Below are 11668 nucleotides of genomic sequence, written 5' to 3' on the forward strand. Positions count from 1 at the left end.
CGCGGCGGGCAGCAGGGTGCCGCCGGCCTTGGCCAGTCCGCGCGAGGCGAAGGGGGCGAGCCCGTAGGTGCGCTGTCCGCGCTTGCGGTGCGCCTTGCGCAGCCGCAGGAAGACGCCGGGCGCCTCCTCCTCGGCCTCGATCCCGGCGAGCAGGACGGCGGGCGCCTGCTCCAGCGCGGTGTAGGTGACCGCCTCGCCGCCGAGGTCGCGGCCGCGGCCCGCGACCCGGGCCGCGAGGAAGGCGGCCTCCTCCTCGCTGTGCGGCCGCGCCCGGAAGTCGATGTCGTGGGTCCCCAGCGCGACGCGGGCGAACTTGGCGTACGCGTAGGCGTCCTCGGCGGTGAGGCGGCCGCCGGTCAGGACGCCCGTACGGCCCTTGGCGGCGGCCAGCCCGCGGGCGGCGGCGGCCAGCGCCTCGGGCCAGCTCGCCGGGGTGAGGTGGCCGGTCTCCTCGTCACGGACGAGGGGGGTCCGCAGCCGGTCGCGCTGCTGGGCGTAGCGGAAGGCGAAGCGTCCCTTGTCGCAGATCCACTCCTCGTTGACCTCGGGGTCGTTGCCGGCGAGCCGCCGCATCACCTTGCCGCGCCGGTGGTCGTGGCGGATCGCGCAGCCGCCCGCGCAGTGCTCGCAGACGCCCGGCGAGGACACCAGGTCGAACGGGCGGGAACGGAAGCGGTAGGCGGCGGAGGTGAGGGCGCCGACCGGGCAGATCTGGATGGTGTTGCCGGAGAAGTACGAGCGGAACGGCTCGCCCTCGCCGATGCCGACCTGTTCGAGGGCGCCGCGCTCGATGAGTTCGATCATCGGGTCGCCGGCGATCTGGTTGCTGAAGCGGGTGCAGCGGGCGCACAGGACGCAGCGTTCGCGGTCCAGCAGCACCTGCGGGGAGATCGGCACCGGCTTCTCGTAGGTGCGCTTGCGGCCCTCGAAGCGGGTGTCGGGGTCGCCGACCTGCATCGCCTGGTTCTGGAGGGGGCATTCGCCGCCCTTGTCGCAGACCGGGCAGTCCAGCGGGTGGTTGATCAGCAGCAGTTCCATCACCCCGCGCTGGGCCTTCTTGGCCACCGGGGAGGTGAGCTGGGACCTGACGACCATGCCCTCGGTGCAGGTGATGGTGCACGAGGCCATCGGCTTGCGCTGGCCCTCGACCTCGACGATGCACTGCCGGCAGGCGCCGACCGGGTCGAGGAGCGGGTGGTCGCAGAAGCGCGGGATCTCGATGCCGAGGAGTTCGGCGGCGCGGATGACCAGCGTCCCCTTGGGGACGGAGATCTCGATGCCGTCGATCGTCAGGGTGACCAGGTCCTCCGGCGGTTTCGCCGCGCCGCCCCCGTCGTGGGGGGCGTCGGTCGTGACGGTCATGCGTTCACCCCCAGGTGAGCGTCGTTGTCGGCCCAGGCGGTCGACCTGGCGGGGTCGAAGGGGCAGCCCTTGCCGGTGAGGTGCTGCTCGTACTCCTCGCGGAAGTACTTCAGCGATGAGAAGATCGGCGAGGCGGCGCCGTCGCCGAGGGCGCAGAAGGACTTGCCGTTGATGGTGTCGGCGATGTCGGCCAGCTTGTCGAGGTCGCTCGTCCGTCCCTTGCCGGCCTCGATGTCGCGCAGCAGCTGCACCAGCCAGTAGGTGCCCTCGCGGCAGGGGGTGCACTTGCCGCAGGACTCGTGGGCGTAGAACTCGGTCCAGCGGGTGACGGCGCGGACGACGCAGGTCGTCTCGTCGAAGCACTGGAGGGCCTTGGTGCCGAGCATCGATCCGGCGGCGCCGACGCCCTCGTAGTCGAGGGGGACGTCGAGGTGTTCCTCGGTGAGCAGCGGGGTGGAGGAGCCGCCGGGGGTCCAGAACTTGAGGCGGTGTCCGGGGCGGATGCCGCCGCTGAGGTCGAGGAGCTGGCGCAGGGTGATGCCGAGGGGGGCCTCGTACTGGCCGGGGCGGGCGACATGGCCGCTGAGCGAGTAGAGCGTGAAGCCGGGGGACTTCTCGCTGCCCATGGAACGGAACCAGTCCTTGCCGCGGTTCATGATGGCGGGAACCGACGCGATGGACTCGACGTTGTTCACGACGGTGGGGCAGGCGTAGAGGCCGGCCACCGCGGGGAAGGGGGGACGCAGCCGGGGCTGTCCGCGCCGGCCTTCCAGGGAGTCGAGGAGCGCGGTCTCCTCGCCGCAGATGTACGCGCCGGCGCCCGCGTGCACGACGATGTCCAGGTCGAGTCCGGAGCCGAGGATGTCCTTGCCGAGGAGGCCCGCCGCGTACGCCTCCCGGACGGCCTCGTGCAGCCGCCGCAGGACGGGGACGACCTCGCCGCGTACGTAGATGAAGGCGAGGTTCGAGCGGATGGCGTGACAGGCGATCACCATGCCCTCGATGAGGGCGTGGGGGTTGGCGAAGAGGAGGGGGATGTCCTTGCAGGTGCCGGGTTCCGATTCGTCGGCGTTGACGACCAGGTAGTGGGGCTTGTTGTCGCCCTGCGGGATGAACTGCCACTTCATCCCGGTGGGGAAGCCCGCGCCGCCGCGGCCGCGCAGTCCGGAGTCCTTGACGTAGGCGATGACATCGTCGGGGGCCATGGCGAGGGCCTTGCGCATGCCCTCGTAGCCTTCGTGGCGGCGGTACTCCTCCAGCGTCCAGGACTTGGGGCGGTCCCAGTGGGCGGAGAGGACGGGGACGAGGAGTTTCTCGGGGCCCTCCCCTCCCCCGGCCCCGGGCAGCGGGGGGCCTCCGTATGCGGCTGCCACGGTCATCACTTCCCCTCCTCGGACACCGGCCCGGTCGTGTCGTCGGCCGCCTTACGGGCGTCGTCGGACGCGGAGGTCTCCCGGGGCGCGTCGTGCGAACTGGGGTGCCCGGGGGGTGCCTGTTCGTCCGGGTGGCCGCTCGGTGGCTCGCCCGGGGACGGGGCCGCGGGGCGGGGGGCGACGACATGATCGGCGGCCTGGCCCGGTACGGCCTCGCCCTTGGCGAGCCGCAGGCCCACCAGGGAGGCGGGGCCCGCGCCGCCGGACGCCTCGACGGCGCCGGGCCGCCGGTCGGGGAAGCCGGCGAGCATCCGGGCGGTCTGCCGGAAGGTGCACAGGGGGGCGCCGCGGCTGGGTTCGACGGCGCGGCCGGCCCGCAGGTCGTCGACGAGGCGGGTGGCGGAGGCGGGGGTCTGGTTGTCGAAGAACTCCCAGTTCACCATCACCACGGGGGCGAAGTCGCAGGCGGCGTTGCACTCGATGTGTTCGAGGGTGACCTTGCCGTCCTCGGTGGTGTCCCCGTTGCCGACGCCGAGGTGTTCCTGGAGCGTGTCGAAGATGGCGTCGCCGCCCATCACCGCGCACAGGGTGTTGGTGCAGACGCCGACCTGGAAGTCGCCGCCGGGCCTGCGGCGGTACATGGTGTAGAAGGTCGACACGGCGGTGACCTCGGCGGTGGTCAGGCCGAGCGTCTCGGCGCAGAAGCGGATGCCGGTACGGCTGACATGGCCTTCCTCGGACTGGACGAGGTGCAGCAGCGGCAGCAGGGCCGAGCGGGAGTCGGGGTAGCGGGCGATCACCTCCTTCGCGTCGGCCGCCAGCCGTTCCCGTACGTCGGCCGGGTAGTCGGGGGCGGGGAGCTGGGGCATCCCCAGGCTGACGTCACTCACCGGTCGACGCCTCCCATCACGGGGTCGATGGACGCGACGGCGACGATGACGTCGGCGACCTGGCCGCCCTCGCACATCGCCGCCATGGCCTGCAGATTGGTGAAGGAGGGGTCGCGGAAGTGGACCCGGTAGGGGCGGGTGCCGCCGTCGCTGACGACGTGGACGCCCAGTTCGCCCTTGGGGGACTCCACGGCGGAGTACGCCTGTCCGGGCGGCACCCGGAAGCCCTCCGTCACCAGTTTGAAGTGGTGGATCAGGGCCTCCATCGAGGTGCCCATGATCTTCTTGATGTGGTCGAGGGAGTTGCCGAGTCCGTCGGGCCCGAGGGCGAGCTGCGCGGGCCAGGCGATCTTCTTGTCCGCGACCATCACCGGTCCCGGTTCCAGCCGGTCCAGGCACTGCTCGACGATGCGCAGCGACTGGCGCATCTCCTCCAGCCGGATCAGGAACCGGCCGTAGGCGTCGCAGGTGTCGGCGGTCGGCACCTCGAAGTCGTAGTTCTCGTAGCCGCAGTAGGGCTGTGCCTTGCGCAGGTCGTGCGGCAGTCCGGCGGCGCGGACGATGGGTCCGGTGGCGCCGGTGGCCATGCAGCCGGCCAGGTCGAGGTGGCCGATGTCCTGGAGCCGGGCCTTGAGCACGGGGTTGCCGGTGGCGAGTTTGTCGTACTCGGGGAGGTTCTTGCGCATCTTCTTGACGAAGGCGCGGACCTGGTCGACGGCGCCGGGCGGGAGGTCCTGGGCGAGGCCGCCGGGGCGGACGAACGCGTGGTTCATCCGGAGGCCGGTGATCAACTCGTAGAGGTCCAGGACGTGTTCGCGGTCCCGGAAGCCGTAGATCATGATGGTGGTGGCGCCGAGTTCCATGCCGCCGGTGGCGATGGCCACGAGGTGGGAGGAGAGACGGTTCAGCTCCATCAGCAGGACGCGGATGACGGAGGCGCGGTCGGGGATCTGGTCGGTGATGCCGAGGAGTTTCTCGACGGCCAGGCAGTACGCCGTCTCGTTGAAGAACGGCGTCAGGTAGTCCATCCGCGTGACGAAGGTGGTGCCCTGCGTCCAGGTCCGGTATTCGAGGTTCTTCTCGATGCCGGTGTGCAGATAGCCGATGCCGCAGCGGGCCTCGGTGACGGTTTCGCCGTCGATCTCCAGGATGATCCGCAGCACGCCGTGGGTGGAGGGGTGCTGGGGCCCCATGTTGACGATGATGCGCTCGTCGTCCGCGTTCCTCGCGGCCTGCGCGATCTCGTCCCAGTCGCCGCCGGTGACGGTGTAGACGGGGCCCTCGGTGGTGTCGCGGGGGCCGGACGGGGCGGAGGGTGCGTCGGGGGTGGAAGGGGTGGGGGACATCAGGTGTACGACCTCCGCTGGTCGGGAGCCGGAATCCGGGCGCCCTTGTACTCGACGGGAATGCCGCCGAGCGGGTAGTCCTTGCGCTGCGGGAAGCCCTGCCAGTCGTCCGGCATCATGATCCGGGTGAGCGCGGGGTGGCCGTCGAAGACCAGCCCGAAGAAGTCGTAGGTCTCGCGCTCGTGCCAGTCGTTGGTCGGGTACACGTCGACGAGCGAGGGGATGTGCGGATCGGCGTCGGGCGCCGAGACCTCCAGCCGGATCAGCCGGTTGTGGGTGATCGAGCGCAGGTGGTAGACGGCGTGCAGCTCGCGCCCCTTGTCGCCGGGGTAGTGCACCCCGCTGACGCCGGTGCACAGCTCGAAGCGGAGCGCCGGGTCGTCACGCAGGACGCCGGCGACGGCCGGGAGGTACTCCCGCTCGATGTGGAAGGTCAGTTCACCGCGGTCGACGACGGTCTTGTCGATGACGTTCCCGGGCACCAGACCCTGTTCCTCCAGGGCCCCTTCCAGCTCGTCGGCGACCTCGTCGAACCAGCCGCCGTACGGCCGGGTGGCGGCGCCGGGCAGCCGCACGGGGCGGACGAGGCCGCCGTAGCCGGAGGTGTCGCCGCCGTTGGCCGTGCCGAACATGCCGTGGCGGACGTCGATCAGGTCGCCGGTGGTGTCGCGCTGCGCGGGGACGTTCTGCCCCGGCGCGTTCGGGTCGTCCTGCTCGCTCACCGCAGCAGCCCCTTCATCTCGATCGTCGGGAGCGCCTTGAGCGCCGCTTCCTCCGCCTCGCGGGCCGCTTCCCGCTGGTTCACGCCGAGCTTGGTCTCGCGGATCTTCTGGTGGAGCTTGAGAATGGCGTCCAGCAGCATTTCGGGGCGCGGCGGGCAGCCCGGCAGATAGATGTCGACGGGGACGATGTGGTCGACGCCCTGGACGATCGCGTAGTTGTTGAACATGCCGCCCGTCGAGGCGCACACCCCCATGGAGATGACCCACTTGGGGTTCGGCATCTGGTCGTAGACCTGCCGCAGCACGGGCGCCATCTTCTGGCTCACCCGCCCGGCCACGATCATCAGGTCGGCCTGGCGCGGTGAACCGCGGAAGACCTCCATGCCGAAGCGCGCCAGGTCGTAACGCCCGGCGCCGGTCGTCATCATCTCGATGGCGCAGCAGGCCAGTCCGAAGGTCGCGGGGAAGACCGACGACTTGCGCACCCAGCCGGCGGCCTGTTCGACGGTGGTCAGCAAAAAGCCGCTGGGCAGCTTCTCTTCCAGTCCCATGGGTGGCTCCTAGTCCCATTCCAGGCCGCCGCGGCGCCAGACATAGGCGTAGGCGACGAAGACGGTGAGCGCGAAGAGGAGCATCTCGACGAGCCCGAACAACCCCAGGGCGTCGAAGGAGACGGCCCAGGGGTAGAGGAAGACGATCTCGATGTCGAAGACGATGAACAGCATCGCCGTCAGGTAGTACTTGACCGGGAAGCGACCGCCGCCGGACGGCTGGGGGGTCGGCTCGACGCCGCATTCGTACGCCTCGAACTTGGCCCGGTTGTAGCGGCGGGGCCCGATGAGGGTGGCCATGACGACGGAGAAGATCGCAAAGCCTGCCCCGAGGGCACCCAGTACGAGGATGGGCGCATAGGCGTTCACCGTCCTCGCTCCCTTCAGTCGACGATGACTGGATGGCGGTCCGCCCGGACTCGGTCTTCACCTCGTGGAGATCGCGCACATGTGAGGCAGTTCACAAGCCCGGACCGCCTGCATCTTATGCCCGCGAGTCTGTGATCTGCGACACGGGGTACGCCAACGCCTTTGTGATCTCCACCACCTGACGAACGATCATCAAGTCGGATGAGCGGTGATCTTCACACGTGAAGCACGCGAGTGATCACGAGAGGTGACATTCACGCGTGTTATCGCTGGTCATCGCGGCATCGTCATTATCAAGACATGGCCGATAACGGCAAATTGGCGCTGGACGCACCCAACCGCTATAGGGGGCGCGGCCGGTCGACGAGACCCGCTCGTGACCCGGGCGTGATCGTTCGTACGTGCACGCGTTCACGAGCGGCGGTCACGGGTGCATAACGGGCACTCAGGAGTGACCTATCTCATGCGAATTGATGCTCTAAAACCTTGACGAACGGGAAGCCTTGGCAGCGCGGCGTAAAGGTGATAGGGCACCCGATCCCCTCGCGGCGACCGCAAACGCCATGCACAGGAACATGATCACGAAATTCGGACCCCGTTCGAATGCGTCGACGAACCGTCAAAAGTCCGTTTTGTTCACCGTGCACATGTCAAATGTGGCGCACTCCACTTGCCTTGGCAGGGGACAGCGGTCCCTGATAGCCGTTGATCTCATGTCCCCGAACGCAGCCATAGCCAGCCACCGGAAACCCCGCCGTTCCGCGTCCTCGCGGGCACTGCGCGCGGGTGTCACCGGTGGCATCCTCACGCTCGCGGTGACCGGTGCCTCCGTCCCGGCCAGCGCGGCCGAGAAGCCGGTCTCCGAGACCCAGGAGATGCCGACCATCACCACGGCACTCTCCGCCGACCTCGCCCAGAGCGCCGAGACCGCCCAGCAGGTCGCCCTCTCGTACGAGCGTCAGGCGGCCCAGGACAGCGCCCTGGCGAAGGCCACCAAGACCGCGGAGAAGGACAAGGCCGCCGCCGAGAAGAAGGCGGCGGAGGCCAAGAAGAAGGCCGAGGAGGAGGCCCGCAAGGCCGAGGCCAAGGCCAAGGAGGAGGCCCGCGCCTCCCGCAGCGCCGAGCGCACCACCCTGACCGCCAAGTCCACCCCGGCCGGTGACGCCACGTCGGCCACCGGCGGCTCGTCGGCCTCGACGCCCTCCCACGCCACCGGCAGCACCGCCGCCCTGGTCAGCTTCCTGCGCGCCCAGCTCGGCAAGGCGTACGTCAGCGGCGCCACCGGCCCGTCCGCGTACGACTGCTCCGGTCTGACGCAGGCCGCCTTCCGCCAGATCGGCATCGACCTGCCGCGCATCTCGCAGCAGCAGTCGACCGCCGGCACCCAGGTCGGCCTCGGCAACCTCCAGGTCGGCGACATCCTCTACTGGGGTGGCGCGGGCAGCGCCTACCACGTCGCCGTCTACGTCGGGAACGGCAACTTCATCGGTGCGCAGAACTCCAGCACCGGCATCGTCGAGCGCCCGCTCAGCTACGACCAGCCGACGGGGGCCGTGCGGGTCCTCTGAGGCGTACGCGTTCCCCGGGACGCCGGCGGCCGCCGGGCCGCCCTCCCCTGTCCCCGTAACGTCCGCGTGAGGCCGTCCCTCCACCGCTCAGGAGGGGCGGCCTTCCGCATGCCCGGCGGCCGGGGGCTCAACCCGGCGTCCCCGGCGTCATGTCACCTGCCGGGCACTCCCGTGCCGTGGTGTCTCCCCCGTCGCCTGCGGCATCGCGCACCTCCGCAGTACGGCGGCCAACTGCCGTGCCACATCCGGCGCACACCGTCCCAGCTCCACCAGCGGACGCGTCCCGTCCCCCGCGACGGACGCCGCGTCAAGACGCAACGTCGGCAGCACGACGCCCACCCCCATCAGCGCACTCCACAACTCGTCGCGCGCACTCTGGGCGTCCCTGATCACCGCGGACTCCACCAGCACCACCTCACTCTCCGCGCTCGCACGAACCCCCTGCGTACTCCCCTCCCGATGCCCCCGCCATGCCTGGGGAGGCCGGTCAACGGGCGGAAAAGGGGCGGACGGTGGTACGACGCGCGCGGGCGGTGCGGCGCTACGCCTTCGGCGCCACCTTGCTCAGGCCGTTGATGACGCGGTCCATCGCGTCGCCGCCCGTCGGGTCGGTGAGGTTGGCCAGCATCTTGAGGGTGAACCGCATCAGGACCGGGTGGGTCAGGCCCCGCTGGGTGGCGATCTTCATGACCTTCGGGTTCCCGATCAGCTTCACGAAGGCGCGGCCGAGGGAGTAGTAGCCGCCGTAGGTGTCCTTGAGGACCTGCGGGTAGCGCTGGAGGGCCCGCTCGCGCTGCGCGTAGGTGGTACGGCCGTGGGCCTGGGCGATGACCTCGGCGGCGATCACGCCGGATTCCATCGCATAGGCGATGCCCTCGCCGTTGAACGGGTTCACCATGCCGCCCGCGTCACCGACCAGCAGCAGGCCCCGGGTGTAGTGCGGCTGCCGGTTGAACGCCATCGGGAGGGCGGCGCCGCGGATCGGGCCCGTCATGTTGTCGGGGGTGTAGCCCCACTCCTCGGGCATGGAGGCGCACCACGCCTTGAGGATCTCGCGCCAGTCCAACTCCTTGAAGGAGGCGGAGGTGTTCAGCGCGCCGAGGCCGACGTTGCTGGTGCCGTCGCCCATGCCGAAGATCCAGCCGTATCCGGGCAGCAGGCGGTCCTGGCCGCCGCGCCGGTCCCACAGCTCCAGCCAGGACTCCAGGTAGTCGTCGTCGTGGCGGGGCGAGGTGAAGTACGTGCGGAGGGCGACGCCCATGGGCCGGTCGTCGCGGCGGTGCAGGCCCATGGCGACGGAGAGGCGCGAGGAGTTGCCGTCGGCGGCGACGACGAGCGGCGCGTGGAAGGTGACCGGGGTCTTCTCCTCGCCCATCCGGGCGTGGACGCCGGTGATGCGGCCGGTCAGCTCGTCGACGACCGGGGCGCCGACGTTGCAGCGCTCGTGGAGGCGGACGCCGGCCTTCTGCGCCTGGCGGGCCAGCTGCTCGTCGAAGTCGTCACGCCTGCGGACGAGTCCGTAGTCCGGGAACGAGGCCAGCTCGGGCCAGTCGAGCTGGAGGCGGGAGCCGCCGCCGATGATGCGCAGGCCCTTGTTGCGCAGCCAGCCGGCCTCCTCGGAGATGTCGATGCCCATCGCGATCAGCTGCTTGGTGGCGCGCGGGGTCAGGCCGTCGCCGCACACCTTCTCGCGGGGGAACGCCGTCTTCTCCAGGAGCAGCACGTCCAGGCCGTACTTGGCGAGGTGGTAGGCGGTCGCCGAGCCGGCCGGGCCGGCTCCGACGACGATCACGTCCGCGCAGTTCTCCGAGCGGGGGGCGGTCACGGAAGCGGTCACGGGCTCGGACTCGGTCACGGGGGACTCCCGGAGGTCGGTGGCTGGATTTCCGGGTGCCGACCGGCACTCGACCCGTGCAGTCTATGGGGACCCGTGATGATCAGAACCGGAAGGGTTGGCCCGTGAAGCTCCTGGACACAGCGGTGGCCCCGGCGCAGGACGCGGCGGGCTTCGCCCCGCCCGCCGTAGGACTGCGGGTGCCGACGGACGAGGACGCGCTGCACTGGCACCGGGTCTTCGACGACCCGGAGGTGATGCGCTTCCTCGGCGGGGCGTCCGCCGAGCCGTCGGTCTACGAGGAGCTGACCGCCCGCCAGCGACGGCACGACGCGGAGCGCGGGTTCTGCCTCTCCACCCTGTTCGACCCGGCCGACGGCGCGGTGATCGGCTTCGCCGGCGCCCAGCCGTGGCCGCACGCCTGGGGCCCGGCCGGGGAGATCGAGATCGGCTGGCGGCTGGGGCGGGCGTACTGGGGCAAGGGGTATGCGACGGCGGCGGCGCACAGCGCGCTGGAGGCGGTCCGTGCCGCCGGGGTCCGTGAGGTCGTCGCGGTGGTCGACGCGCGCAACGAGCGGTCGCTCGCGGTGGCCCGGCGGCTGGGCATGCGGCCCGCCGAGAGGGTGCGGAGGCCGGCGTCGGGCCGGGAGGTGGTCTGCCTCCGGCTCGGCCTGTGAATCAGGCGGCCGGCTTGGTCCCCCGGTGGAGCGCCACGATGCCACCGGTGAGATTGCGCCACGCGACCTTCGTCCAGCCCGCCTGCTGCAACCGGGCGGCGAGCGCGGGCTGGTTGGGCCAGGAGCGGATGGACTCGGCGAGGTAGACGTACGCGTCGGGGTTGCTGCTGACCGCGCGGGCGACGGGCGGCAGGGCCCGCATCAGGTACTCGGTGTAGACGGTGCGGAACGGCGCCCACACCGGCTCGCTGAACTCGCAGATCACCACCCGTCCGCCGGGCTTGGTGACGCGGTACAGCTCGGCGAGCGCGGCGTCGGTGTCCTGGACGTTGCGCAGGCCGAAGGAGATGGTGACGGCGTCGAACACGCCGTCCGCGAAGGGCAGCCGGGTGCCGTCGCCCGCGGTGAACGGCAGCCAGGGGCGGCGCTTCTTGCCCTCGCGCAGCATCCCGACGGAGAAGTCGCAGGGGACGACCTGGGCGCCGGCCTTGGTGAACGGGAGCGAGGAGGTGCCGGTGCCGGCCGCGAGGTCGAGCACCCGCTCGGCGGGCCGGGCGTCCACCGCCCGTTCCACCGCCTTGCGCCACAGCCGGGTCTGCCCCAGGGAGAGCACGTCGTTGGTGAGGTCGTACCGGGCCGCCACGTCGTCGAACATCGCGGCGACTTCGTGCGGCTGCTTGTCCAGGGATGCTCGGGTCACCCCGTCATTGTCCACCGTGGGGCCCGCGCGCCGCGCACCGGCACCACCCGGTCAGCGCCCGCGGAAGACGAGCCGCCCGGCGATCACGGTGGCCTCGCAGGTGCCGTCCTCACGAGTGATCACGAAGTCGGCGCGCCCGGACGCGGCCAGGGCCGTGGTCGCGGGCGCGTCGGTCACCCGCAGGCCGGAGCGCTGGACGGCGGTACGGACCGCGGGACGGGTGAACGGGCCGGACAGCGAGGTGGTGCCGGCCGCCAGCAGGCGCTGGAGGCCGCG

The 11668-nt window shown here is 70.9% G+C and carries 12 protein-coding genes and 1 pseudogene; 2 read left to right on the plus strand and 11 right to left on the minus strand.

The features are described 5' to 3' along the window. The 7 genes from AC51EU_RS20600 to AC51EU_RS20630 all read right to left on the minus strand — a co-directional run. A partial coding sequence (locus tag AC51EU_RS20600) for an NADH-quinone oxidoreductase subunit G (protein WP_496268485.1) occupies positions 1–1362 on the minus strand: 1362 nt, incomplete at its 3' end. Then, positions 1359–2741, minus strand: a complete 1383-nt coding sequence (gene nuoF / locus AC51EU_RS20605; protein ID WP_496268486.1) for an NADH-quinone oxidoreductase subunit NuoF — start codon at positions 2739–2741, stop codon at positions 1359–1361. The genes nuoF and AC51EU_RS20600, both read right to left, overlap by 4 nt. Next, complete coding sequence (gene nuoE / locus AC51EU_RS20610; RefSeq protein ID WP_496268487.1) at positions 2741–3625, minus strand: NADH-quinone oxidoreductase subunit NuoE; 885 nt, start codon at positions 3623–3625, stop codon at positions 2741–2743. Before nuoE ends, nuoF begins: the two co-directional genes overlap by 1 nt. Next, positions 3622–4971, minus strand: coding sequence for an NADH-quinone oxidoreductase subunit D (locus AC51EU_RS20615; RefSeq protein WP_496268488.1), 1350 nt, complete (start codon positions 4969–4971; stop codon positions 3622–3624). The genes nuoE and AC51EU_RS20615 overlap by 4 nt, the downstream gene beginning before the upstream one ends. Next, on the minus strand, positions 4971–5693 hold the full coding sequence (locus AC51EU_RS20620) for an NADH-quinone oxidoreductase subunit C (protein WP_496268489.1): 723 nt from the start codon (positions 5691–5693) through the stop codon (positions 4971–4973). Before AC51EU_RS20620 ends, AC51EU_RS20615 begins: the two co-directional genes overlap by 1 nt. Further along, positions 5690–6244, minus strand: coding sequence for a NuoB/complex I 20 kDa subunit family protein (locus AC51EU_RS20625; RefSeq protein WP_496268490.1), 555 nt, complete (start codon positions 6242–6244; stop codon positions 5690–5692). The genes AC51EU_RS20620 and AC51EU_RS20625 overlap by 4 nt, the downstream gene beginning before the upstream one ends. Positions 6245–6253: 9 nt before the next feature. After that, positions 6254–6613, minus strand: coding sequence for an NADH-quinone oxidoreductase subunit A (locus AC51EU_RS20630; protein WP_496268491.1), 360 nt, complete (start codon positions 6611–6613; stop codon positions 6254–6256). 713 nt (positions 6614–7326) lie between these two features. On the opposite strand from AC51EU_RS20630, the gene AC51EU_RS20635 reads away from it, so the two are divergent. Beyond that, complete coding sequence (locus AC51EU_RS20635; RefSeq protein ID WP_496268492.1) at positions 7327–8181, plus strand: C40 family peptidase; 855 nt, start codon at positions 7327–7329, stop codon at positions 8179–8181. Positions 8182–8328: 147 nt separating this feature from the next. On the opposite strand, the gene AC51EU_RS20640 is transcribed toward AC51EU_RS20635, so the two are convergent. Both AC51EU_RS20640 and AC51EU_RS20645 read right to left on the minus strand, forming a co-directional pair. After that, positions 8329–8592: a hypothetical protein gene (locus tag AC51EU_RS20640; protein WP_496268493.1), complete on the minus strand. Its 264-nt coding sequence runs from the start codon at positions 8590–8592 to the stop codon at positions 8329–8331. 130 nt (positions 8593–8722) lie between these two features. Beyond that, positions 8723–10036: a geranylgeranyl reductase family protein gene (locus AC51EU_RS20645; protein WP_496268494.1), complete on the minus strand. Its 1314-nt coding sequence runs from the start codon at positions 10034–10036 to the stop codon at positions 8723–8725. 104 nt (positions 10037–10140) lie between these two features. Between AC51EU_RS20645 and AC51EU_RS20650 the strand changes: the two genes are divergently transcribed. Continuing rightward, positions 10141–10692 (plus strand): GNAT family N-acetyltransferase, encoded by a 552-nt coding sequence (locus tag AC51EU_RS20650; RefSeq protein ID WP_496268495.1) that lies wholly within the window; start codon positions 10141–10143, stop codon positions 10690–10692. A 1-nt stretch (position 10693) separates the two neighbouring features. Here the strand turns inward: AC51EU_RS20650 and AC51EU_RS20655 are convergent, their stop codons facing one another. Together AC51EU_RS20655 and AC51EU_RS20660 are read right to left on the minus strand one after the other, a co-directional pair. Next, on the minus strand, positions 10694–11392 hold the full coding sequence (locus AC51EU_RS20655) for a demethylmenaquinone methyltransferase (protein ID WP_496268496.1): 699 nt from the start codon (positions 11390–11392) through the stop codon (positions 10694–10696). Positions 11393–11443: 51 nt separating this feature from the next. Next, positions 11444–11668, minus strand: a pseudogene (locus tag AC51EU_RS20660) (hypothetical protein); the annotation flags it as partial.

Source organism: Candidatus Streptomyces philanthi (assembly GCF_059553635.1).

What these genes read in the sequence shown, in the direction of transcription:
- nuoF (WP_496268486.1), bottom strand. Translation starts at nt 2,741, where the DNA reads ATGACCGTGGCAGCCGCATACGGAGGCCCCCCGCTGCCCGGGGCCGGG.
- AC51EU_RS20615 (WP_496268488.1), bottom strand. Translation starts at nt 4,971, where the DNA reads ATGTCCCCCACCCCTTCCACCCCCGACGCACCCTCCGCCCCGTCCGGC.
- AC51EU_RS20625 (WP_496268490.1), bottom strand. Translation starts at nt 6,244, where the DNA reads ATGGGACTGGAAGAGAAGCTGCCCAGCGGCTTTTTGCTGACCACCGTC.
- AC51EU_RS20635 (WP_496268492.1), top strand. Translation starts at nt 7,327, where the DNA reads ATGTCCCCGAACGCAGCCATAGCCAGCCACCGGAAACCCCGCCGTTCC.